The following is a 22028-nucleotide window of genomic DNA, read 5'->3' as shown; positions in this document are numbered from 1 at the left end:
GGCCTTTCTGGGGGTGGGGTGGGGTGCGGCTCTTCCGGGGTGCGGTCAGGCCTTGTCCGGGGCGAAGACGAAGACGCCCTCGCTCGTCGCCATCACGGTGTGGCCGTCGCTCATGCGTTCGAGGACGTCGATCTCGTCGTTCAGGGGGGTGTCGGGGGCGAGATCGGTGGCCAGGATCTTCTTGGTGCGCATGTCGAGGGCGGCAAGTCCGGTGTCACCGACGAACGTGTACAGCACGTCGGCGGTGGGGAGGGCCACCGGCTCGATGTCCTGTTCGTCCTTCTCCTGCCGCCAGAGTTCCTTGCCCGTCTCCGTGTTCCAGGCGACCGCGCCGCCGCCGAACTGGGTGACGACGCTCTTGCCGTCCGGGGAGACGACGACCACCGGCTCGTGCGCGTCGTTGGGGTCGAGGTAGGTCTTGGGGCCTTCCACGAGGGTGCGGCCCGTCTTGAGGTCGACCACCGTGAGCAGCGCGTCGTAGGTGTCGTCCTTCAGGCCCCAGGCGAGCAGGCCCCGGTCACCGGTGAGCGGGAAGAGCGAGGCGGCCGCCTTGTCCCCGGCCTTGGTCTGCGCGGCGACGGCGGCGGGCAGGGCGACGCCCTCGGTGTTCCACAGGTCCTTGCCGGTGAGACGGTCACTGACCTGAAGCCGCTGACCGCTGACGTGGAAGTCCGCGAGGGACGTCTCCACGCGGTAGCCGAAGCCGGGACCGATCGGGGCGTGCTTCTCCCACCGGTCCTGCACCTGGACGGTGGCGCCGCCGCCGAGCGGGGCGTAGGAGCCGCTGTCGTTGTCCTCGTCCAGACGCACGTGCCCCGCCTCGACCGTGAGATCCGTGCGGTCCTCGCCCTCGTAGGCCGAGCTGCCCAGCTTCTCGCCGGAGGGGGCGTACATGGTGTACGTCGTCCTGACCGACGCCTTCTTCAGACCACTCGCCGGGGCCTCGTCGCCGTCGACGGCCAGGAGGGCCGGTGTGCCGTCCTTCCACTGGCTGATCTGGAAGAACTCGGCGGGCACGAGGTCCCGGTCGCTCGACCAGCCGCTGCCGGGGATCTCGACCTCGACCGACGTGCGTTCCCGGCCCGTGGCCGCGTCGAACAGGCGGGCCCGGAAGCGGTACTCCTCCGGCGTTCCGCCCGTGTTGTCGGGGTACGTCGTGGTGTCCTCGGTGAGGACGACGGCGTCGCCGAGCACACAGGTCTGCGCCTTGTCCCCGATGACCCGGCTCGTGGCCCGCTGCACCGGGTCCCCCGGGCAGCCCTTCACGGCACCGGTCTTCACAGCCCATACGGGCTTGCGGGACAGGCCCGGCAGCGCGGCGCCCCCGTACACCGGGCCCGGGGCGGCGGACGCCGATGCCTTGGGCGTCGCCTTCCCGGTGGCGCCGGCCTTGGCCGTGTCATCGCCGACGCCGCAGCCGGCGACCAGCCCGATGCATGTGAAGGCGCTCGCGGCGTGCAGGAGGTGACGCTTCATCGGTGACTTCATGCTCCCTTTTCGTTCTGTGTGCCGTCGCCCTCGACCGCGTTCGTGCCCCGTGGGACGGGGACGCGGTAAACGCCGGTGATCTTGTCCTGGTAGTCCCACTTGCTGAACTCGACCGACTTGCCCGGACGCGGGGCATGGAGGATCTTGTGGCCCTTCGGGTCCCAGACGAGGCCGACGTGGCCCGAGGACCCGTCGGACTCCGGCCGGAAGAAGATCACGTCGCCGGGCTGGGCCTGGGACAACGGCACCTCGTACTTCTTGAGGTACGGCTCCTGACTGCGCGTCGTCGTCCCGATGTCGATCTTCCCGTTGCTGGCCATGTAGTAGGCCCACTGCGTGAAGCTGGAGCAGTCGAAGCTGGTCGGGTTGCGGCCCTGGAGCCGCGGCGCGCCGTACACGTAGGGGACGCCGATGCCGCGCTGAGCCCAGCCGAGGACCGCGCGGATCACCGGGTCGTCGGAGTCGGGCAGGACACCCGAGGCGCCCGCGCCGTCCGGGGCCACGGCCGCGCCACCGGTGTCGGCGGCGCAGTCCGCGTACTCCGCGTCCTTGCCGCCCTCGTCGGAGCCGGGGACCGTGCCGTAGTCGGGGTTGGCGGTGACCTTGCCCCGCATCCACCCGTCGGGGTCGACCATGCCCGGTCCCTGGTCCCGGCCGCCCACGAAGGGGTTGTCGACACCGGGAAGCAGCACCTCCCAGTGCAGGTGGGGTCCGGTGACGTTGCCGGTCGCTCCGACCGTCCCGATCTGCTGTCCGCGTTTGACGCTCTGGCCCACGGACACCTTGATCGAGGTCTGGTGGGCGAAGAGGGTGATGACGCCGCCCGTGTGCTGGAGCTTGGTCATGTTCCCGTACGAGCCGCCGGGGCCCGCGTGGACGACCTTGCCGTCGGCCGGAGCGTAGATCGGCGTGCCGGAGGCCGCGACGAGGTCGAGCCCGGTGTGGTAGCCGAGGCTCCACATACGGCCGCTCTTGTGGTACGGCGTGCCGACCGTGTACGAGCCCTGCTTCATGGGCCACTGCCAGTCCTTGCCCGTGGCGGGCTCGTCGGCGAACGACACGGTGGTGACGCGGCCGGTCCCGCCCGAGTACGCGGCCATAGCCATGGCGGTGGTGGTTTCCCCATCGCCGCCCTCGTCCAACGCCGGTGTCGACCAGGAGCGCGGTGAGGTGGCGGCGATGCTGAGCGCGGAGCCGGGCTGGGCGTTGTTGCCGATCGGCTCGGGGATGTCCGACTGCTGTCCGAGGGTGGGGAAGCCGGGGTTCTTCTCGATGGTCTCCTTCAGATGCGCGTACCAGCGCTTGATGAGGGCTTGGTCGCCGGTCAGCGTGCCGCGGTAGCGGGCGGCCTGAGTGAGGACCACACGGGGGTAGATCGTGTTGGACGCGGTGGAGCCGGAGTAGGTCAGCAGCGCCTTCCAGGGCTCGGTCTCGGCCTTCTTGGCGTGCAGGAAGTTGGCGGCGGCCCAGGCCGCGTCGTCGATGTTGTAGAGGTCCTTCTTGCCGTCGCCGTTGCCGTCGGCGCCGTAGTCCTTCCAGGCCGGCGTGCCGAACTGGAGGATGCCCATGTATCCGGCGGAGTTCCGGCCGCCCGGCGCGGCCGACTTGTCCTGGCCGAACTTGGTCTCCTGGTACATCTGCCCCGTGATGAGCGTCCAGTCGAGGCCGTCGTAGCGGGCGGCGGCACGCATCGCCGCGAGGATCATCCTGGGCGGGATCTCGTTGCGCGCGGTCTCGCTCGGCATGTACATCTTGCCGGCCGGCATGACCGGGTTGGTGGCCGCGGCGTCACCGGTGTTGCCGGCGTTCGCGTTGTCGGAGTAGTCACCGCAGTCGGCCGCCGCGGCACCGGCGCCGATGCCGCCGACGAGGCCGCCCAGGATGGCCAGGACGAGGGTGCCGACGCCGGCGACCGGCAGGCATCCGACACCGCCGAGCAGCCAAAGCCACTTGGTGTTCTTGTTGCCGTCGCCGCCCTGCCCGCCGGAACCGCGCTGAGCCGCGGCCTTGGCCGCCTTGGCCGCCTTGGCGACCTTCGCGGCCTTGCCGGCTGCGGCCAGTACCGCCGGTGCCACCATGCCGGCTCACGCCCCCGAGTCGTCGGACGCGCCCACGTCGCCGAGGCCGAAGACGTCGAACCCGGAGACCAGCCAGTCGCCGCTGTCCTCCCTGACCGTCACCAGCCACCTGTTGGACTCCACGGTGGTCTCACCGCCCACGGTGTACCGGGCCGTCACCTCGACCAGGCTGGAGATCGAACGGCCGCTGTCGCCCACCAGGTCGGCCGAGACGACGGCGTCCCGCACCACGACGGCCGCGCCCTCGGAGGAACACTGTCCGGCTCGGCAGTTCGCCCACTCCTTGCCGGTGGGCAACGCGGTCGCCTGCTTCATCCGCGTGTCCCGCGTGGTGAGCGCGAGCAGGGGGGCACTCCAGGCAGCGGGCCGGCTCGTGTGGTCGTACGTGGTGAGCCCGGCCATGTACCGCACCATCACGGCGTGGGCCTCGGCGGCCTGGGAGGCGGACACGATCGGGGCGACCGAGGCGCCCGCCGACGCGCTGCCGGGAGTCTGTCCGGCGTCGCCGGAGGTCTGCTCGTCGTGGCCCGCGGTGGCGCTGGGCACGGCCGAACCGCCCTGCGCGTCGCCGCCGTCGTCCCCGTCGTACCCGTCGAAGACCGTGAACACGGTGAGCACGGCGATCAGGAGGAACCCGAGCACGCCCAGGGCCAGAAGCCCCGTGCGCTTGTTCTCCTCAGGCATGTCCACGCTTTTGCGCCTCCCTTGTGCTGAGCCGGTACGGCGGGTGACCGGGACACGGTAGGGGGCGTCGGTCCGAGACAGTCGCGGGCTTTCCCGGCGGGGAAAGTTCGGGAAAAGGAGGCGGCAGCCCGGGAGAGGGGGATCACTCCGGGCGAGGATCCACCGGCAGTGGGTCGAACGGGTAGGGCGTGTGGCCGTCTTTCGGGGAGCAGGCTGCGAAGGGGCCCAGGTCGGAGTCCATCAGTACGCGCAGGTGTGGGTCGGCGTGGTGCAGCCACCACGTCGACATGCCGAGCGCCGCGTCCTGGCGCAGGTGCTCCCAGGCCAGCCAGAGCGCGGAGAGGCGGGCGCCGGCCTCGGGGTGCTCCCACCACTTCGGGCACCAGGTGGCCGAGGAGCCGTTGACGCGGCGGCGGATCACCTGGGACAGGTAGTCGGAGACGAAGACGAACACGTCGGGGAAGAAGAACTCCGGTTCCTCGGAGGTGGATTCGGTACCGGTCATCGTTCGACTCCCACGGGCTGCTGCTGGACGACGGGCGGCGGCAGAGTGAGGGCCGCGGCCGGGTTCAGGACTCCATGACCCGCGGTCGGGCCCCGCGGTGCGGCGGGACGGGCGACGGGGCGTATGTCGACGCCGGGGAGGAACTCACTGCCGGCGACCCGCCGCGCGGGCTCGGCCCGGGCGTTCAACTCCTCATAGGTGTCGGCGAGTTTCAGACGCCAGAGGGCCGCTTCATGACTTTCGCGCAGCTTCCCGGGCACATCGACCGCGCCGAGCTTCCCGGCGAACTCCTGCGGGGAGCCCGCCGGGTCGAAGTCGTCCATGCGCACCTGAGCCCGTATCGCGTCGTCCGCGATCAACTCGTCTATCTCCGGAGGGAGATGACCGTGCCGGGGCGCGGGGAGAGGGAACCGGATGCCGTCCCGGCCGACCTTGTCGTGGGCGAGCAGACGCGGGAGTTCGTCCTTGCCGAGGACCGAGGTGCTGATGATGTCCGTGGCGAAGGCGACGGCGGGCCCCTGGGCGGCCTCCGCGTACCGCCGGGAGACCGTGGACCACACCTCGGGGGCAAGCGACTCCACCTCGGCGGCGTCCAGTTCGTAGTCCTTGACCAGCGCGCCCCGCACATGCTCGTTCCACAGTTGGTAGGAGTCGAGCAGGCTGCCGGCCGGGGAATCCTCCAGTACCTGCAAGCCCCGGGACTCACCGCAGGCCTGCGCCAGGAACCGGTGGCCCACCGGTTCCGGCGCGCCCTCGGGCTGCGACATGAACGACCAGAACGCCCGCACGTCGCCGCGGCCCTCATGGGTGACGGACTCGTTGCGCGCCACGTCCCGTACGAAGGACGGCAGGTCCGGCAGCTCCCGGCCCTGTGCGCGGGCCGCCCGCCAGTCGGCGTAGATCCGGTCGGCCACCGCGGCGCCCTCCGCCCTCGACCGCGGCTCCGCCCGCCGTGCGGCACGCTGTCTCTCGACGGCGTCCGCGATCTCGGCCGGCGTCGGAGGGGAGGCAAAGCTCACTCAGCCCGCCGTTCCCCGGCTGCCGGATACACGGAGAGGCTGATCATCGATCCGCCGGGCTGGTCGCGCGTCCACGTGGGGAAGGACACCGACTGGTCCAGGACGAACACCGCGCCCGCGCCGTCCCGGCCGCCGGTCGTCCAGTGAGCCATCCGGTACGGGCTGCGGCGGCGCAGCCGGGACTCGCGGTCCTCCCAGAACGCGGGGTCCGGCGGCTCGGGGAAGTCCTCGGCGTCCCACGCTCCCGTCCAGACCGGAGCCCCCAGCACGCCGGCGGCCGCGGCCACGTACGCCGGCCACTGCTCGTCCGCGGCGGCCAGCACGGCGCCGTTGGCGTCCGCCGCGTCGGCCTTCACGTGCCAGGCGCGGTAACCGACGCTGGAGACGGGAGCCCAGTGGCCGTTCGAGTAGAGGGTCAGCTCGTTCCCGCTCGGGCCGCGCACCACCAACTGGCGGTCGAACGTGAGGGGTTCCCACCCCTGCCGGCCGGACCACTCCCGCAGCTCGCGCTCGGGCCCCCAGGGGGGTCCGGGCCACACCGAGGCCCAGTCCGCCTCCCGCAGCGCCGCCAGCTCGGCGGCGAGGTCCTGAGCCGTACGGCCGGTCGTCTCCGTCAGCATGGCCACCCCTCTCGATCAGGCCGTCACGTCAGGAAGATACCGAGCAGCAGCAACGCCACCACGATCGCGCCCATCACGATCCGTGCGGTCGGATCCTCGCGTTCCCACAGGTCGTGGACGACCGCCCAGCCCGTCAGACGCGCGGCGCGGCCGCCGTGGACGCCGGGGGCCTCCTGCGGTTCCTCCATGTCGTCCCGGCCCTCCGCGGGACCCTGCTCGGGGTCCTCGTCGAAGCCGACCGGCAGCCCCTGCTGCTCCTGCGCCACCAGCACCATCTGTTCGAGCAGTTCGGGAATCGTGTTCGGCGTGAGGGGATAGGCGAAGGTGCCGTACGGCGTCCGCACGCACAGCCGTGACTGCCAGGGGTTGCCGGGCTCGTAGCCGTCGACCCAGGCGTGGTCGGCCTGGAGGACCTGCTCGGTCTGCGGCGCCGCCGGCGTGAGGGAAGCCTGAGGCGGCTCGGGCGCCGGCGTGACCTGCGGGACCGGCTCGACCGGTTGCGGCTGCCGGGGGATGCCCGCGGCGCGGGGATCGGGCTGCTGCGGGTTCCCGCTGTGGTCGCTCAACTCTCGTCCTTCGCCGGGTCCGTGGGGCCAGAGGATGCTGCCGGGTACGTCGGGCAGACGCGCCCAGCGCATTGTGGGCCGAGGGCGGTCCGGTGCGACGGTCCCACTCTCCCGACGCGTTCCCGACACCTTTCCCGGCGACTTTCCTCCCGGCGGCCCGGCGGGAATCCCCGCTCTCCCGGCAGGGAAAAGCGCGGCGGTCGCGTGACGTGTCTTTGCCACACTGCCAGCGCACCTGGCAGGGCCAGGGGCCCGTCATGCGGTGCGGTCACGCCCGCGCAGGCGGACGGGGAACCGACTCGCTGGAGTGACCGACTCGATGACAGACCACAACAGCGCTGCCGGCGCGGTCGGCGGGGGCCGGCCTCCGGCGCAGCCCGGGTCCCTCGGTCCTTCCCAGCAGCAGTCCGCGGCGCAGCCCCAGCAGCAGTCCGCAGGGCAGCCCCAGCAGTCCGCGCAGGACCCCCAGCAGGCCTGGCAGACCCCGGCACAGGCGCCGCAGGCCCCCGCCCCGCAGGCCTCCCCGCCGCAGCAACTCCCCTCCGACGCGGCCCGCGCCCAGGTCGCGGCCGCCTGGGTGCGTAACGCCCCCCGGGCCGGCCAGGCCGCCGTACCGTCGCTGCCGCCGCGCGAGACACGCCCCCAGGGCGAGTCGAAGAAGGACAAGCGCGAGCGGGAGCGGGCGGAGCGCAAGGCTGCGTACGAGAGGAAGAAAGCGGAGAAGGAGCAGCGCAAGCGGGGCGGCGCGACGCCGACGGCCCCTGCGACTACTGCGGCCGCGCCGACCATGTCGGCGACGCCGACGGCGGCCGTGAGCCCGCAGACGCCCGCCGTCACCTCCACACCCATACCCGCCGTCACCTCCACACCCGCACCCGCACCCGCCCTCACCCCCACGGCCGCCGCCCCCAAGCCCGCCCCGCCCCGCAGCTTCGACGTCCCGCGCCCCGGCGGCCGGATCCCCGGCGGCGGGCGTCGTACGCACGTCGCCCTGCGCGCCACCCTCCTCATCACCGTCTGCGCTCTCGCGCTCGGCTCGTGCGGCGTGATGGGCCTTGTGGTCGGCAAGTCGTCCGGCACCACGGCCGCGGGCCTGGACGCCGGCGACGCCGCCCGGTACCGGCTCACCGAGTTCCCGACCGAGCAGGCGGCCGCCTTCGCGGAGCAGTACGCCCAGCTGTGCATGACGTTCTCGCCGGACACCTCGTCCGCCCGGCGGGCCGAACTCGCGCGGTACAACTCCGCCGGCGTCGACCCCGAGTGCGGCTGGAGCGGCGAGGGCTCCGGCAAGGCCGTGTCCACCGCCTGGGACGGCACCGCCGAGAAGCTTCCCGAGTACGGCGAGCACGGCCGCTACATCGGCGTGCAGGTCCGTTCCGAGGACGGCACGCTCACCACGCTCACCGTCCCCGTGTACGTGAAGGACCTCAAGACCGGCGAGGGCATGCGGGTCGCGGGCGACGTCGGCCAGATGCCGATGCCGGCGGCCGCGGACGTGCCCGAGGTGGACCAGCGCGGGGAGGTCGTCGACGACGCCCTGTCCACGCAGCTCCAGCAGAAGGTCCTGCCGGGCTACTTCACGGCCTGGGGCGCCTCCGACACGACCGCCATGGCCCGCTTCATCACCCCGGACGCCACGCTGGCGGCGACCACCGGCCTCTCCGGCCGGCTGACCGCCCCGCAGGTCGGCGCCGTCGTCGCGCTGGCGCCGCCCAGCGTGCAGAACAGCAAGCCGTACAGCTACGACGCCGGGCAGGCCGTGCAGGTGCGCGTGTCCGTCGACTGGAGCGACGCGAAGGGCGTCGTCGTGCGCCGCGCCTACCGGATGACGGTGGTGAACACGGCCCAGGGCTGGTTCATCAAGGACGTCCGGGGCGGTGTCCTCGACGCGGAGGGCGGCCGGGCCGACGGCGACGCCGACAGCGGCCCCACGACGGCCTCCCCGTCGGCCCCCGCCCCCTCCGGCGCCCCCGCTCCCGCCCCCTCGCCGTCGCCCTCCGCGGCCGCCCCCAGGCCGTCCGCGAAGCAGCCCGGCAAGCCCTGACGGGAAACGCCCCGGCGCGTCCCGCAGCACTCACGACCACGTCACCACCCGAGAGGAACCACCATGTACCTGGCCGCCGGTACGACGCTGAACGACATGTTCGGCGAGATCGAGACGATCCTGCGCAACGCGGGCACCATGGTCGCCGTCATCGCCCTGCTCATCCTCGGCATCCGGATGCTGCTGTCGATGAAGCGCGGCGACGGCATGCGCGAGGCCTTCCAGGGCTTCGGCATGATCGCGCTCGCCGCCCTGATCATCGGCGGCGCCGGCGGTCTCGCCGGTGTGCTCATCGGTCTCGGCACCCAGATCGGCGGCGGCAACTGACGCCTGGCACGGGCCGCGTCCCGACCGCCCGTCAGCAGCCGTACAGCCGTCCCTAGCAGGGGAGTTCGCAGACATGAGCCAGGAGGCGCCGGAGCCGCTGGTCGCCTACGACCACACCGACCTGGTCAACCGCCCCAAGCGGATCTGGAACTGGGGCAACATCCCGCTGCCCGGCCTGCTGCTGCCCGCGCTCGGCGCGGCCTTCGGCTTCGGACTGCTCTGGCTCATCACGCTGTTCACGGTCTCGGCGTTCCTGCCCTTCCTGGGCATGTCGATGTGGACGTCGGTCCTCTACTTCGGTCCGCCGTTCGCCGTCTACTTCATCTGGGGCCGGCCGCTGCCGTCGGCGCTCACACTGAGCCAGCAACTGGTGGTGTGGGCCGACTGGTGGCTCCAGCCCAAGCGCCTCCAGGGCCTCGCCGCCGACCAGGAGCCGGAGGAGCTGCACTGGCAGGTCATCCTCTGGACCCCGGGCTCGCCGCGCTGGCAGGCCCGCTACGACGCCGCCCGCCGGGCCGCCGCCGAGCGCGGCAGCGCGTTCGCCGCGGCCAGGCGCTGACCCACCGCTTCCGCCACCTCCGACCGACGTCTTCTATCCGCGGGATGACTACTCCATGTTCATGCTGATCCTCCTGGGCGGGGCGGCCGCCTTCTTCGTGGTCGCCATGATCATGGCCGCCACCTCGAGCAAGAAGCAGGGCCAGGGCGGCCGGACGCAGTCGTCCTCGTCGCGGAGCTCCTCGCGCGCCCGGCAGTCCGGCTCGTCCTCCGCCGCGCGCCGCGAGGACCTCCGCCTGCCCTACCGCTACGCCGACGACATGATCTTCGTGCACGGCGACTCGGTGTGGACCGGTCTCGTCCTGCCCAACGCCATCGACGAGTACCTCAACGCCGGCGAGCTCCAGGCGATGGCCGAGGGCCCGGCCCGCGGTCTGCTCAACCTGGCCCGCGGCGACCGGGGCGTGGAGTGCCACTACCGCAAGGTGTACCAGCCGATCACCGCACTGACCTGGGCGGAGGAGCTGAACGCGGTCGCCTGGGACCCGACGGAGAACTACAAGGCGTACAACCTGCGCAAGGCCGAGTACCAGGAGCGCATCGGCGCCAAGCGGGAGCGCAACATCCTGCTGGTGAAGCTCGGTTCGCTCAAGCGCGCGAGCGGCGGCACCGGGGTCATGGCCCAGGACGACGAGCCGTACGACGAGCCCGGACTGCTCCAGGGCGTACGCGGCGCCGCCGACCAGGCCGCCGCCACCGCGACCGGTGTCGCCGACGAGCACCTGGCCCCGCATGTCGTCGCCGAGTGGGCGCAGGTCGCCACCGAAGTCCACGAGAGCCTGGAAGGCCTCAAGGGGTCCCCGCTCAGCCGCGAGGAGCTCGTCTGGCTGATCCGCAAGCCGCTCCACGGCGACCTGCCGGTCCCGCCGGAGCCGGTGCTCGGCTCGCGCGCCTGGGGCCCCGACCAGTTCGACCTGGTCGTCGACTTCTCCGGCGAGAACCGCAAGACGCACATCGTGCTGCACCAGTACGACGAGGTGACGGGCGAGCAGCAGACCAGCTACACCACCACCCTCGTCGCCGCCAACTGGCCCGCCGAGACCCGCTTCCGCCAGTCGACGGCCTGGGCCCGTTACGCCGCCCAGCACGTCGACTTCCCCGTCGAGATCGACATGCGGTTCACGCTCATCCCGTATCTGAGGTTCAAGGACCGCGCCGACAAGATCCGCGGCAACCTCGTCGACGAGATGAACGACATGGCCAACTCCGGCCGCACCCCCGACACCAAGCTGGCCAGCCAGGTCACCCGCGCGCAGGAACTCGTCGACGACATCGACGAGCACAAGATGCCGGGCATGGAGGCGCAGATCCGCTTCACCATCTCGGCTCCCGACGTACGGGAGTTGGAGCGTCGCCGCCGGGTTCTGGAGATGCAGTTCAAGCAGGACCTGAAGGTCACGCTGCTGCGTCCGAGCCGCCAGCAGTGGCGGCTGCTGCAGTCCCAACTCCCGGGTGATGCACCCAAGCTGCCGATCGCGCCGTATCTGCGCCTCCAGGAGGTGGAGCAGCTGGGGGCCGGACTTCCCACCGCCGGAACGGAGTTGGGCGACAACCCGGAGACCCGCTCCGGCAAGCGTCTGGGCTGGGTCGGCAACCTGGTCGGCTGGGCGGGCAAGATGCCGGTCCACTACTCGCTGCACGTGGGCCCGGCCCGCAACGACGGCGGCGGCCTCGCCATCGTCGGCGCGTCCGGCGGCGGCAAGTCCTCCCTCGCCCTGCAGAAGTTCTACGAGGAGTCGGAGTCCGGCGTCCGCTGCCTGGTCATCGACCCCAAGACCGACTTCGCCCAGCTCTGCTACTACCTCGCCTTCGGCGCCCAGGTGAACGACCCGGCGTTCGCGGCCGACGCGGAGTCGGGCGTGCTGGGCACGCCGGCCAGCCGGTTCCAGCCGGTGAACCCGGAGTTCTGGGCCGAGACGGAGGTCGTCGACCTCCTCAAGGGCCAGGCGGGCGTGCTCGACCCGTGGGTGATCGCGAGGGACGTCCCGGCGGGCCGCCTGCTCGCCGAGTCGATGCTCCGGGGCTTCCTCGGCGACGACGACTACCAGCGCGTACGCCTGCCCGTCATCGAGGCGATGGCGACCGTCATCGGCCGCTACAACTCCGCGATCCGCCAGGCCGTCGAGCAGGGCCACACCGCCCGCGACGCCGAACTCGCCGTACCGCGGCCGACGTTGTGGCAGGTCGTCGACGAGGTCGTGGCGGCGTACGACCACGCGGTCGCGTCCGGCGACCGCGAGGCGCAGAAGGACCTCAAGCTCGCCCAGATGCTCCTCACGGAGCTGCGCACGCTCCCCTACGCCCGGCTGGCCTTCGCCGAGCACCCGCAGCCGCTGTCCAGCATGCGGGGCCGCCGCACGGTCATCACCCTGCGCGGCTTCCAGTCGCCGGCCGCCTCCGACCCGCGCAACTGGAACCCGGCGGAGCGCCTCGCGGCGACGGCCCTGATGGCGGTCGTGGAGCTGGGCAGCCAGATGCTGGACGTCGGCTACGAGAAGAACCCGGTGACCGGCCAGGTCGGTCTGCGCCCCAAGGCGCTCTTCGTCGACGAGGCGTACGTGGTCACCGCCACGGAGTCGGGCCGCGACCTGATGCGCCGGGCCCTGAAGCAGGGCCGCTCCTACCTGGCCGTGACGGTCCTGATCACCCAGCAGGCCATCGACCTCGTCCAGATCGAGGACTCCGAGGCCCGCAGCGGCGGCGCGAACCAGATCCACACCGTGTTCGCGTTCAAGCAGAAGTCGGCCCAGGAGGCGTCCCTGGTGGCCCCCCTCCTCGGCCGCCCCGAGGACGACCCCAAGGTCATCGCCGCCCTCCAGGACCTGCGCACGGGCGTCTGCCTCCAGCGCGACGCCGACAAACGCGTCGGCACAGTCGCCGTCGACCTGGTCTTCAAGGAGATCCTCGCCGCCACCGACACCAACGGCACCACCCGCCCGGCCCGCCAGGGCGTCAACCCCCCGCTGAGCGTATGGGACTGGACGTTCCTGCAGGAGGCGGAGGAGGACCCCGCTGCTCCTTCCCAGCCGGAACCGGCCGCCCAGCCGGCATGACGTACGGCCCAGGCCGGGCCCCTGTCACGCCACCGCCTCACAACGCCATCACGCCAAGGACGGACACCATGCGAACCCAGCGAGCGCTCACGGCAGGCGCCGCCCTCATCGCGCTGACGGGAGTGGCGGGCTGCGGAGGCGGTGACGACGACGGGGGCGCGAGCACCGGCGACGACCGGAGCTCCGCGAGCGGGCTGCCGAAGGCCGCGGATCTGGCGTCCGTCGCGTCCTACCTGAACGAGTACACCTCCTGCCAGGACCTGACGGCCGGCGCCAAGTACGACGCCGGTCACCAGGGCGACGGCCGCGCCTGGGGCACGGACGAGGCCGCGGACCCCTCCTGGGCCATCAAGGAGCGCGGCGTCTGCACCGACAGGGCAGGCCGCCCCGTCGTCCTCCTGGTCGTCTCCGACATGACGAAGTTCCAGACGGCCGTCAAGAAGGACGGTTCCGAGTTCCTCGTGGGCGAGGACTTCGCGGTCGTCCCGGTGGGCGACGAAACCGTCCGAAGCCTGCAGGGGTCCGGCCTGCGGTTCCTGACCTGCGACGCGGACTTCTCCGCCCCGAGCGGCGCCGAGAAGAAGCCCGGCCTCGTGGACGGCTGCGTCCTGACTGATCATCTTCCCGGATAGGCGGGTAACACCATGCGCATCAAGCGAGCAATCACTGTCGGCGCCCTCCTCCTCATGTCGGCGTCCTTGACGGCCTGTGGAGGCGACGAAGGCAACAGCGACGGCGACGGCAAGGCAGGGAGCCCCGGGCTGCCGGACGCGGCGGACATGGCGTCCATCGAGCAGTTCATGAACAAGTACACGTCCTGTACGGGCCTCACCCCCGGCGACGAATACGACGACTCCGCCCTGCGGGACAAGGACCCCGCCTGGGGGGAGGATCTGGACAACGATCTCCCCGACTGGGGGATCAAGGAACGCGCCGTCTGCCGGGACGCGTACCACGATTCCAACACCCTGGTCCTGGTGTCGGACATGAAGAAGTTCCAGGCCAAGCTCAAGGCGGGGAACTACAGCGGCCTTCTGGCAGGCAAGGACTTCCTGGTGGAGCCGGGCGACGACCAGACGCTCAAGGAACTCAAGGCGTCCGGCCTCAAGTACCTCTCGTGCGATCCCGGCCTCCACCTGCCCAGCGGCTACAAGCAGGAGCCCGCGCTGGTCGAGGGGTGCGTACTCACCGACTACTTCCCCGCCGAAATCTGATCCCTCCGAAGGGCTTCTCATGCTGACCCGCATCCGGCCGCGCCCGGGCCGCCCGACGCGCCCTCGGACGAGGCGATCCCTGCGCAAGGCACTCGTCTCCACCGGTGTCGCCGCGCGGGCCATGCTCTTCCTGGTACTCGCGGTGGTCGCGCTCTCGTTCTCCGCTCCGCAGCAGGCACACGCTCTCTTCGACACGTGTGACTGGACGTCGGACAGCATCGACCAGATGGCCGACATGCCCGGCCCCGCTGCGGAGAACGTCTTCCCCTCGGTGAAGCAGTGGGACGGCAAGCGCGAACTCGTCTCCGGCGCCACCCGGATGGACGGCCCCGCGTCGAAGTACACCCTCTACGAGCTCAGCGCCATGCGAGGACTCAACTGGTCCTCGACGCAACAGAGTCGGAGCCAGGCCCAGGAGGGCGAGCGCGGCAAGCCGGCCGGCGGCGACGACTGCAGCCTCCAGAACGAGATCTACAACAGCATCGCCCAGGCCATCTTCGACATGAGCAAGATCGTGAGCCGGGCCGCGATCAGCATCAAAGAGATCTCCTCCAACCCGAGCCCCCTGGCCGCCCTGTACGACGGCTCGGTCTCAGGTGACGACAGCGTCGTCGACCGCCTGAACAACGGCGTCTTCAAGCTGGCCGTGCCCACCATGATCCTGCTCACCGGCTTGTGGGTGTTCGGCAAGTGGCGCAAGGGCGACATGCGTGAGGTCTGGTCGGGCGTGGGCTGGGCCGCCTTCGTCGTGATCGCGGTGTCCGCGTTCCTGGTCGACGGGAACTACGTGACCGTGGTCGAGAAGGCCGACTCGGGCATCGCGCAGGTGAACGCCGCGCTGACCGAAGCCGTGCTGGACGGCTCGGTGAACGACGTCAACCCGCCGTGTGATCTGCCCGCCAACGCACCCCAGCGCGGCATGCGGATATCGAGCTGCGCCATGTACGACACGCTTGCCTTCCGGCCGTGGGCCATCGGCCAGTTCGGCGACCCGGGCAAGGACCGGATGGAGTACAAGGGCGGCGGGAAATGCGAGTTCGGCACGGGCAAACGATGCACGGACCTGCGCGCCAAGCAGGTGTCCGTCCAGTCGGTGTCGAACATCGAGTACTACCAGAACCCGTCGCAGGCCGAGATCGAGCAGGACGCGAAGGACATCATCAAGGCCAAGGAGAACCAGTACGGGGAACTGCGCAACTACATAGCCAAGAACGAGAGCGCCCGTGTCTACGAGCAGTGGGCCGGCCACAAGCCCGCCAACCGCATCAGCATCGGCGTCTACGCTCTGGTGGCTTCCCTCATCGTCGGCCTGATGGTGATCGTGCTCAGCGCCCTGACGCTCCTGTGGCACGCGGTCACGCTCATCATGGTGATCCTGCTGCCCCTGGTCGCGATTATCTCGATCCACCCGACCCAGCAGAAACTGCTGCGGGGCTGGTGGCAGACCTTCGTGCACAGCTTCGTCCTGCGCGCGGGATTCGGCGTGATCCTCACGATCCTGCTGCTCTTCTACCAGCTGATCCTGCCGCTCCAAGTCCCGCTGGGCATGCAGCTGCTGATGCTTCTCCTGGTCACCGTCGCCGTGATCACCTTGTTGAAGAACCTGCTGTCCGGCAAGTTCTCCCCGCAGGTCGCGGGCGCGGACGACGCCCTGGGCGTCGGGGAGGCGGCCGGCGCGGCCGGCGGCAACCTGACCGACAAGGCCGCGGGTCTGGTCAAGCCCAAGGACGGCACGATGGGCCGGGTCGCGGGACGCGTGGCGGGCACGGCGGCCCGGAACGTCGACCGGCGACTGCTCGGGGCCAGGTTCCAGCGCGCCGGGTTCCTCCCGGTGGGCCAGCGTGAGCAACGCCAGGCCGCCTACGAGGGCACGCGGATGACGCACAAGAACTACCGGTCGATGGTCAAGGAGAACAAGCAGGAGCGGGAGGAAGCCGAAGAGGCCAAGCGCACCCGGCGCACCGGCCGGGTGAGCGCAGCGGTGCCGAACAAGGGCGCCGACCCGTCGGCGGCACCGCAGCCGACCCCGCAGCAGCCCGCCCAGCCGCAGCCCCAGCCGAGGCCGGCAGCCACCCAGGCCCAACCGCCTGCGCAGCAACCGTCGATCCCCCGCCCGGCGGCTCAGCCTCAACCGCCCGCACCCTCCGCTCCCACCCCACCCCCACCCCCGCGCGACCCCCGCGGCCCCAGCGGCCGCGTCTGACCCCGACCGCCCGTCCACCTCACCCCGAGGAGCCACCCCATGCCCGCCCTGACCGCCGACCGCAGCCCCGACCGACTGGTCGCGGAACTCGAGCGGCTCATCGGCGTGGACTGGCCCACGGTGTGGGCGGGAATCCCGGAGGACGCGGAGAAGCGCGACCGCTGGTGCGCGGGCTTCGGGTGGCGCCCGCTGTGGTTCCAGGGCGGCCTGCGGGTCCGTACCGAACAGGGTGGCCGCCTCCTCCTCGCCTCGGCCGCCCCAGGCAGCCCGGTGAGCCGTGTCGAGCACACGGCGTGGTCGGCCCGGGCCCGGGGGACGGACGAGAACGAGCGGGTCACCGAGCTTGCGGAGGCCCGCTGGGCGTCGTACCTGGACGCGCTGCGTGGCTTCATGGGCGCGCCCCGGTGGAACGGCACGTGGAACGCCCCCGACTTCCCGGAACTGCCCGGGCGCGGCCCCTGGTACAGCCCCCAGTGGCGTCTGGAGCACGGGGACCCGCACCGGGTCGCGGTGTGGTCGTTCCGTACGCCCGAGGCACCCGTGATCGAGTTGCAGATGACGCTCGGGACGGGTTCCGAGGCCGAGCCGGCGCCCGCCGATGCGAGGATCGGGCTCAATTGCCACGGCCACGGCACACCGGGAAACAACGGCCCGGTCGATCGGCACTGACGTACGAGAAACAGAGGCGGGAGCGCACATGCCGACTTTCGAGATCGACGAGTCGCCGCAGCAGTTGGGCAGGGAACTGGCCGGCCTGGAGCACGTCGACTGGCCCGCGGTCTGGGCCGGACCGCCCAACCCGGGCCAGGCCCTGGACGACTGGTGCGCGCTGTTCGGCTGGAAGCCGCTGGCCGAGGACCGTGTCCTCAGCGTGCGCACCGCCACGGACGGCCGGCTGACCCTCACCCCCGTCGTCGAGGGCGGCTGGAGCCCGGTCAGGTCGCTCGGCTGGACCACCTGGCACCTGCGGGCCGACAGCTCCGACGAGAACGACCAGGTCCTGCAGACGGCCTCCGAGGCCTGGCCCCGGTACGAGGAGGCCGCTCGGGCCGTGCTCGGCACACCGGAGTTCTCCGGCTCCTGGGACTCGCCCGACTTCCCCGAACCCCGGGGTCGCGGCCACTGGCTGCCCTCCCACGAGCGCCGCCTGCGCAACCGCAACCCCTACCGGCTCGCCGTCTGGCGCGGCGCGGGCGCAGAGGAACCGACGATCGCGCTCGAAGTGTTCAGCGGAGGGGTCACGCCGTCGGGGGCAGGCCTGCGGGGCGTCACCATCAACGTGGGCTGCTATCCCCAGGAGACCGAGTGAGCGAGGCCACCCTGGTCCGGACGCCTGTCCAACGTGCGCTGGCCCTTCAGACCGCCCACGGTGCCGCTCTCGAGGAGGGCGAGGGCGAGCGCATCGCCTACGAGATCATCGACGCGGCCGCGGCGGCCGGGAAGACGGTCGAGGAGTACGTCGTCGAGTACGCCAAGGGACTCGACGTCTCGGCCCCTCGCGAGGGCATGAAGTCCGCCTTCTGGTCGTACGGGATACCGCACCCGGACCTGCCGGTGGACAAGGTGCTCAGCAGCCAGTTCCTCGCCGCCGTCTGGACCGACATGGAGAACGGCAACGAGCCCGACAGCGCCCGCTATCTGGAGGGCACACCGGGCGGGCAGGTCCTGGACAAGCTCCACCTGTGGAACCCCGACGTCTACAAGGTGCTCGGTCTCAACGAGCAGCAGGGCAACGCCCTGGCACGCGAGGCCTGGAGCGCCGTGTCGGAGAACTACGCCAAGGCCACCGACGGCGAGGCGATCGTCTTCGGCGGCGAAATCGTCCCGTGGAGCGTCGCCTACGAGACGGAGATGCCCCGGCTGCGCAGGGGCACCGGGCCCGAGAACATCCACTTCATGTACGAACTGCCCGAAGAGCTGCTGAAGGGACTCCCCCCGGAGAGCCGGCAGTTGCTGTCCGACGGGTCCGTGCGGTCGCACGTGCACTTCAAGGCTCCCGATCCGGCCAATCCGCCGACCCAGAAGTACTGGGAGGCCGGCTACCTGGACCTTGAGCACCTGCGGTCGCTGCCCACCCCCGAGGCCCAGCGTGCCGCCATCCTCGAAGCGTGCGAGCGGGTGGCCCTGGTGGATGCCCAACAGGCCGAAGCCGAGCGGCAAGCGGAAGCGGATCTGAGCACGGAGCAAGAGATCTCCGGGCCCGCCGTCGAGGAGCAACAACGGACTCAGATCGCAACTCCTTCCGTCAGCACCCACGGCGTCTTCCTGCCCGGTGTCACGGTCAACGCCCACGCGGCGGTGTCGCAGCCGGTGACGCGGGCCGGAACCACGCCCACCGGCACGCACGGGGTCTTCCTGCCCGGCGTCGAGGTGGAGGCCAAGAACGTTGTGGCGCCGAGTGCGAGCAACGCTGCCACGACACCTACGCATGCCCCTTCGACCCCTGAGAAGTCGACCGACCCGGGCCTGGGAATGTGACCACGCGATGCCAACCCTCGCGCCCGCCCGACGGAGCCCCCATGTGCCCCGGCGGCCGCGTCCGACCTCGACCCGCCCGTCCATCCCGCCCCGCCTTGAGGAGCCACCCCATGCCCGCCCTGACCGCCGACCGCAGCCCCGACCGACTGGTCGCGGAACTCGAGCGGCTCATCGGCGTGGACTGGCCCACGGTGTGGGCGGGAGTGCCGGAGGACGAGGAGAAGCGCGGCCGCTGGTGCGCGGGCTTCGGATGGCGCCCGCTGTGGTTCGACGCGGGGCAGTGGGTCCGTACGGCCGAGGGCGCCCGCCTCCACCTGGCCGCGGTCGCCCCCGGACGTCCGGTCACCTGCGTCGAGCAGGTGCTGTGGTCGGTGCGTGCCGTCTCGGCTGCGGAGAACGAGGCCGTGTCCTCGCTCGCCGCGACCAAATGGCCCGGCTACCTGGATGCCGTCCAGGCGGTCCTGAGCGCCCCCACCTGGCACGGCGACTGGGACACGCACGGCTTTCCGGCCCCGCCCGGCCGCGCGTACTGGGGCGACGACGAGTGGCGCCGGGAACACCGCGACCCGTACCGCCTGGCGGTCTGGTCCTTCCGTACGCCGGGAGCTCCGCTGTTCGTGCTCAAGGCGGGCCTCTCGCCCGGTACGGCGGCGGGCTGGGGGCCTGGCAGTGCGACGATCTCCCTGGCCTGCCACGGGCCGGCCGACTCCGGGGACGAGGGCCCCGGCTGGCTGTTGTGACGACGAGGAACCCGAGGAGCTGATCATGGGACTCACTTCAGGTCCGAAGGACCGAACCCCGCAGGAACTGGTCACCGAACTGCGCGGACTGACGGACGTCGACTGGCCGACGGTCTGGGCGGGCCCGCCGTACCCGGGCGAGGGCCTGGACATGTGGTGCGCCCAGTTCGGCTGGGCCCCGACAAGCTTCGAACGCGTCCTGCAGATCCGTACCGACACCGGCGGTTCCTTCACGCTCAACAACCTCGGCGGCAGCTGGGCTCCTGTGACACACGTGCGCCATTGGCTCTGGGGAGCAAGTGCCGAAACCGTCGAGGACAACCCCGCCCTGCTGGAAGAGGCAGCCCGCGTCTGGCCCTTGTACGTGACTGCCGCCTCCGCCGAGCTGGGCGAACCGACTTGGGAGGGAGCTTGGGACGCCGACGACTTCCCGCAGAAACTCGGGAACCACGATGTCGGCTCACGGGACTACCGGCATGAGCAGCAGGACCCCCACCGATTGGCGTATTGGCTGCCGCGCGAGGCGACTGCCCCGCTGGTTGTCATGGAGATCTCGCTCAAGGCGGACAGCGCCGGACCGGCGCCGCGCCGTGGCGCCGCCAACCTGTCAGTCGCGTTCCACCCGAGGCCGATCGAGATCGGAGGACTGTGAGTCCCCAGCCGATACCCAAGTACATCGAGCGGCTCGCCCTCGAACTGGCCAACGCGGAAGCGGAAAAGGCTCAGCAGGCCAGCACGAGGGAGGGTGCTCGGGAAATCGCCCGTCGTCTGGAGGCTGAACGTGAGGCCGGCGGCTTTCCGTCGGTCAAGGAGTACATCGCGGCCCTTACGAAGGATCCGCAGGGCGTTGCCCCCGCCGACGGCACGCAACCCACCAGCGCCTTCTGGTCACACGGGACACCCCACGCCGAGGCGCCCCCGAACTGGCTGGGCGAGAACTTCCTCGACAATCGCTACGTCGCCGAAGCCTGGGCCGTTTCACAGAACAAGCGCAGTCCCGGCTCCGCCCAGACTCTCGAGACGACGGACGGCGGCCGTCGGCTGAACGCGATGTACCTCTTCCAGGACTCGGTCCGCAATGCCCTCGGTGGCGACGAGCAGGGCTACACGTACGAGTGGGCACGCGACTGCTGGGGCGACATCTCGCAGACCTACGCCGAAGCCGCCCAGGGCCCCGTCGTGGTCTTCGCCGAGACCGCCCACACACGATCGATCCTCTACAAAAGTGAGCTCCCCACCCTGCAGGCCAACCAGTATGTCGGCGTGGAGGAAGTCCACTTCGCCTACAGCGCCCCGCAGGGATGGTCGCAAGAGGCGCGGGACGAACTCGGCACGGACGCGGTGCGCGCCCAGGTCCAGGTCGACGACCCGACCCTCCCGCACTACGTCGATCCAGCGACGTACGCGACGCAGGATCCGGTCGCCCGCAAGGCCGCACTCGAGGCTGAATGCGCCTCGGTAGCAGACGAGCGCGAGCAACGAGCCGCCGAGAGAGCGACGAACACCTCGACAGAAGCGGTGGCGCCAAAGGCTCCTGAAGCCGAGGCACCGGCGAGGGAAACACCGGAGCAGACAGCGAAACCGCATGCTTCCCTGCCCGTCTGGCAGTTGGGCTTCAAGCCCACCCCCGTCAAAGCCGAAGCCGCCCCGACCGCGTCCGCCGCCGAGTCGAAGGCCCCGCCCTCCCCCGACCTCGGCAGACAAGCCACCGGCACGGGGCTGGGATGAGCGCGAAAGGAAGGTCCACGCAGCGGGCCGCTCCGCCCGCCGGGAGGCGGGTCCGTCTCGTTCGGCGTTTCCTTCGCCAGGAACCGAACGACTCCTGGGCCACCCGCCTGCTCCCGCGTCTCGTCTTCGGACTCGCCGCCGCCTACACGCTCTTCGCCATCGCCTCCCAGAGCGGCTCCAGCTTCGTCACCGTCTGTGGCCTGCTCGCCCTCGGCGGCGTCCTGTGGCTGCTGCGCCGTCGTGGGCAGCTGCTGCTCGCCCTCGGCACGACGATCCTCACCGCCGCCTTCACCGGCTACTTCTCCGCGGTGGGCGACTCGGCCCGGATGAGCACCAGTGCCACCGTCACCGGACAGGCCGCCTTCGGTTACTGGGCGCTCGCCGGCATGGCTCTCCTCGGCGCATGGATGGTGAAGGAACACCCGGGCCGGCGCGGGGTCACCGTATGCATCGCGGATGTGATCCTCGTCATCGTCTCCGCCGTCGGCATGATCTGGCCGCAGGCCGGAGTCCCGCTCGGATTCCTGGGCGTCATCGGCGTGTTGGCGGCCCGCGGCAAGGGCGCGAAAGCGGTTACGACCCGTGCCCACAAGGCCGTCGCCCTTCTCCGTCGTCGCAACGCCACTGACTCAAAGGACAGTTGAGGCCCCCGTGAACATTTGGTCTCGTCACTGTGCCAGATCCGTACGTGCTTTGCAGATGCGTTGCACGGCATTGACGGAT

At 71.1% G+C, this 22028-nt stretch carries 21 protein-coding genes; 14 read left to right on the top strand and 7 right to left on the bottom strand.

The window, feature by feature from the left end; all coding sequences use genetic code 11:
- Positions 1 to 45 precede the first annotated feature (45 nt).
- The 7 genes from ACFYXA_RS26285 to ACFYXA_RS26255 form a co-directional block, all read right to left on the bottom strand.
- Entirely contained in the window at positions 46 to 1476 is a 1431-nt protein-coding gene (locus ACFYXA_RS26285; RefSeq protein ID WP_352244733.1) for a PQQ-binding-like beta-propeller repeat protein, read from the bottom strand.
- Between the two features lie 8 nt (positions 1477 to 1484).
- Positions 1485 to 3566, bottom strand: a complete 2082-nt coding sequence (locus ACFYXA_RS26280) for a peptidoglycan DD-metalloendopeptidase family protein (protein WP_352244732.1) — start codon at positions 3564 to 3566, stop codon at positions 1485 to 1487.
- 6 nt (positions 3567 to 3572) lie between these two features.
- Positions 3573 to 4250: a hypothetical protein gene (locus ACFYXA_RS26275; RefSeq protein WP_352244934.1), complete on the bottom strand. Its 678-nt coding sequence runs from the start codon at positions 4248 to 4250 to the stop codon at positions 3573 to 3575.
- A 142-nt stretch (positions 4251 to 4392) separates the two neighbouring features.
- Entirely contained in the window at positions 4393 to 4755 is a 363-nt protein-coding gene (locus tag ACFYXA_RS26270; protein ID WP_352244731.1) for a DUF4913 domain-containing protein, read from the bottom strand.
- On the bottom strand, positions 4752 to 5774 hold the full coding sequence (locus tag ACFYXA_RS26265; protein WP_352244730.1) for a hypothetical protein: 1023 nt from the start codon (positions 5772 to 5774) through the stop codon (positions 4752 to 4754). The genes ACFYXA_RS26270 and ACFYXA_RS26265 overlap by 4 nt, the downstream gene beginning before the upstream one ends.
- The gene (locus ACFYXA_RS26260; RefSeq protein WP_352244729.1) at positions 5771 to 6394 is read right to left on the bottom strand and encodes a hypothetical protein; all 624 of its coding nucleotides are present in this window, start codon (positions 6392 to 6394) and stop codon (positions 5771 to 5773) included. The genes ACFYXA_RS26265 and ACFYXA_RS26260 overlap by 4 nt, the downstream gene beginning before the upstream one ends.
- Before the next feature lie 23 nt (positions 6395 to 6417).
- Entirely contained in the window at positions 6418 to 6960 is a 543-nt protein-coding gene (locus ACFYXA_RS26255; protein WP_389037003.1) for a hypothetical protein, read from the bottom strand.
- Positions 6961 to 7279: 319 nt separating this feature from the next.
- On the opposite strand from ACFYXA_RS26255, the gene ACFYXA_RS26250 reads away from it, so the two are divergent.
- The 14 genes from ACFYXA_RS26250 to ACFYXA_RS26185 all read left to right on the top strand — a co-directional run bounded on the left by ACFYXA_RS26250 (position 7280) and on the right by ACFYXA_RS26185 (position 21949).
- Positions 7280 to 9004, top strand: coding sequence for a conjugal transfer protein (locus ACFYXA_RS26250; protein ID WP_389037000.1), 1725 nt, complete (start codon positions 7280 to 7282; stop codon positions 9002 to 9004).
- Between the two features lie 63 nt (positions 9005 to 9067).
- Positions 9068 to 9331 (top strand): hypothetical protein, encoded by a 264-nt coding sequence (locus ACFYXA_RS26245; protein ID WP_130438683.1) that lies wholly within the window; start codon positions 9068 to 9070, stop codon positions 9329 to 9331.
- Positions 9332 to 9404: 73 nt separating this feature from the next.
- The gene (locus ACFYXA_RS26240) at positions 9405 to 9890 is read left to right on the top strand and encodes a hypothetical protein (protein WP_352244724.1); all 486 of its coding nucleotides are present in this window, start codon (positions 9405 to 9407) and stop codon (positions 9888 to 9890) included.
- Between the two features lie 55 nt (positions 9891 to 9945).
- The gene (locus ACFYXA_RS26235; protein ID WP_352244723.1) at positions 9946 to 12942 is read left to right on the top strand and encodes an ATP-binding protein; all 2997 of its coding nucleotides are present in this window, start codon (positions 9946 to 9948) and stop codon (positions 12940 to 12942) included.
- Between the two features lie 68 nt (positions 12943 to 13010).
- Complete coding sequence (locus ACFYXA_RS26230; protein ID WP_389036994.1) at positions 13011 to 13574, top strand: hypothetical protein; 564 nt, start codon at positions 13011 to 13013, stop codon at positions 13572 to 13574.
- A gap of 12 nt (positions 13575 to 13586) precedes the next feature.
- The gene (locus ACFYXA_RS26225) at positions 13587 to 14156 is read left to right on the top strand and encodes a hypothetical protein (RefSeq protein ID WP_389036991.1); all 570 of its coding nucleotides are present in this window, start codon (positions 13587 to 13589) and stop codon (positions 14154 to 14156) included.
- A 19-nt stretch (positions 14157 to 14175) separates the two neighbouring features.
- Positions 14176 to 16359, top strand: a complete 2184-nt coding sequence (locus tag ACFYXA_RS26220) for a hypothetical protein (protein WP_389036988.1) — start codon at positions 14176 to 14178, stop codon at positions 16357 to 16359.
- A 39-nt stretch (positions 16360 to 16398) separates the two neighbouring features.
- Positions 16399 to 17028, top strand: a complete 630-nt coding sequence (locus tag ACFYXA_RS26215; protein ID WP_389036985.1) for a hypothetical protein — start codon at positions 16399 to 16401, stop codon at positions 17026 to 17028.
- Positions 17029 to 17056: 28 nt separating this feature from the next.
- On the top strand, positions 17057 to 17668 hold the full coding sequence (locus ACFYXA_RS26210; RefSeq protein ID WP_352244718.1) for a hypothetical protein: 612 nt from the start codon (positions 17057 to 17059) through the stop codon (positions 17666 to 17668).
- Positions 17665 to 18837 carry a hypothetical protein gene (locus ACFYXA_RS26205; protein ID WP_352244717.1) on the top strand — a complete coding sequence of 391 codons (1173 nt, stop codon included), beginning with the start codon at positions 17665 to 17667 and terminating at the stop codon, positions 18835 to 18837. Before ACFYXA_RS26210 ends, ACFYXA_RS26205 begins: the two co-directional genes overlap by 4 nt.
- A 110-nt stretch (positions 18838 to 18947) precedes the next feature.
- The gene (locus tag ACFYXA_RS26200) at positions 18948 to 19577 is read left to right on the top strand and encodes a hypothetical protein (protein ID WP_389036981.1); all 630 of its coding nucleotides are present in this window, start codon (positions 18948 to 18950) and stop codon (positions 19575 to 19577) included.
- A 25-nt stretch (positions 19578 to 19602) separates the two neighbouring features.
- On the top strand, positions 19603 to 20229 hold the full coding sequence (locus ACFYXA_RS26195; protein ID WP_389036978.1) for a hypothetical protein: 627 nt from the start codon (positions 19603 to 19605) through the stop codon (positions 20227 to 20229).
- Positions 20226 to 21305 carry a hypothetical protein gene (locus ACFYXA_RS26190; RefSeq protein ID WP_389036975.1) on the top strand — a complete coding sequence of 360 codons (1080 nt, stop codon included), beginning with the start codon at positions 20226 to 20228 and terminating at the stop codon, positions 21303 to 21305. Before ACFYXA_RS26195 ends, ACFYXA_RS26190 begins: the two co-directional genes overlap by 4 nt.
- Positions 21302 to 21949: a hypothetical protein gene (locus tag ACFYXA_RS26185; RefSeq protein ID WP_389036972.1), complete on the top strand. Its 648-nt coding sequence runs from the start codon at positions 21302 to 21304 to the stop codon at positions 21947 to 21949. Before ACFYXA_RS26190 ends, ACFYXA_RS26185 begins: the two co-directional genes overlap by 4 nt.
- The last annotated feature ends 79 nt before the right edge of the window (positions 21950 to 22028 follow it).

This window comes from Streptomyces sp. NPDC002566 (assembly GCF_042889585.1).
Lineage (GTDB): Bacteria > Actinomycetota > Actinomycetes > Streptomycetales > Streptomycetaceae > Streptomyces.
This window is presented reverse-complemented; position numbering and strand designations above follow the sequence as displayed.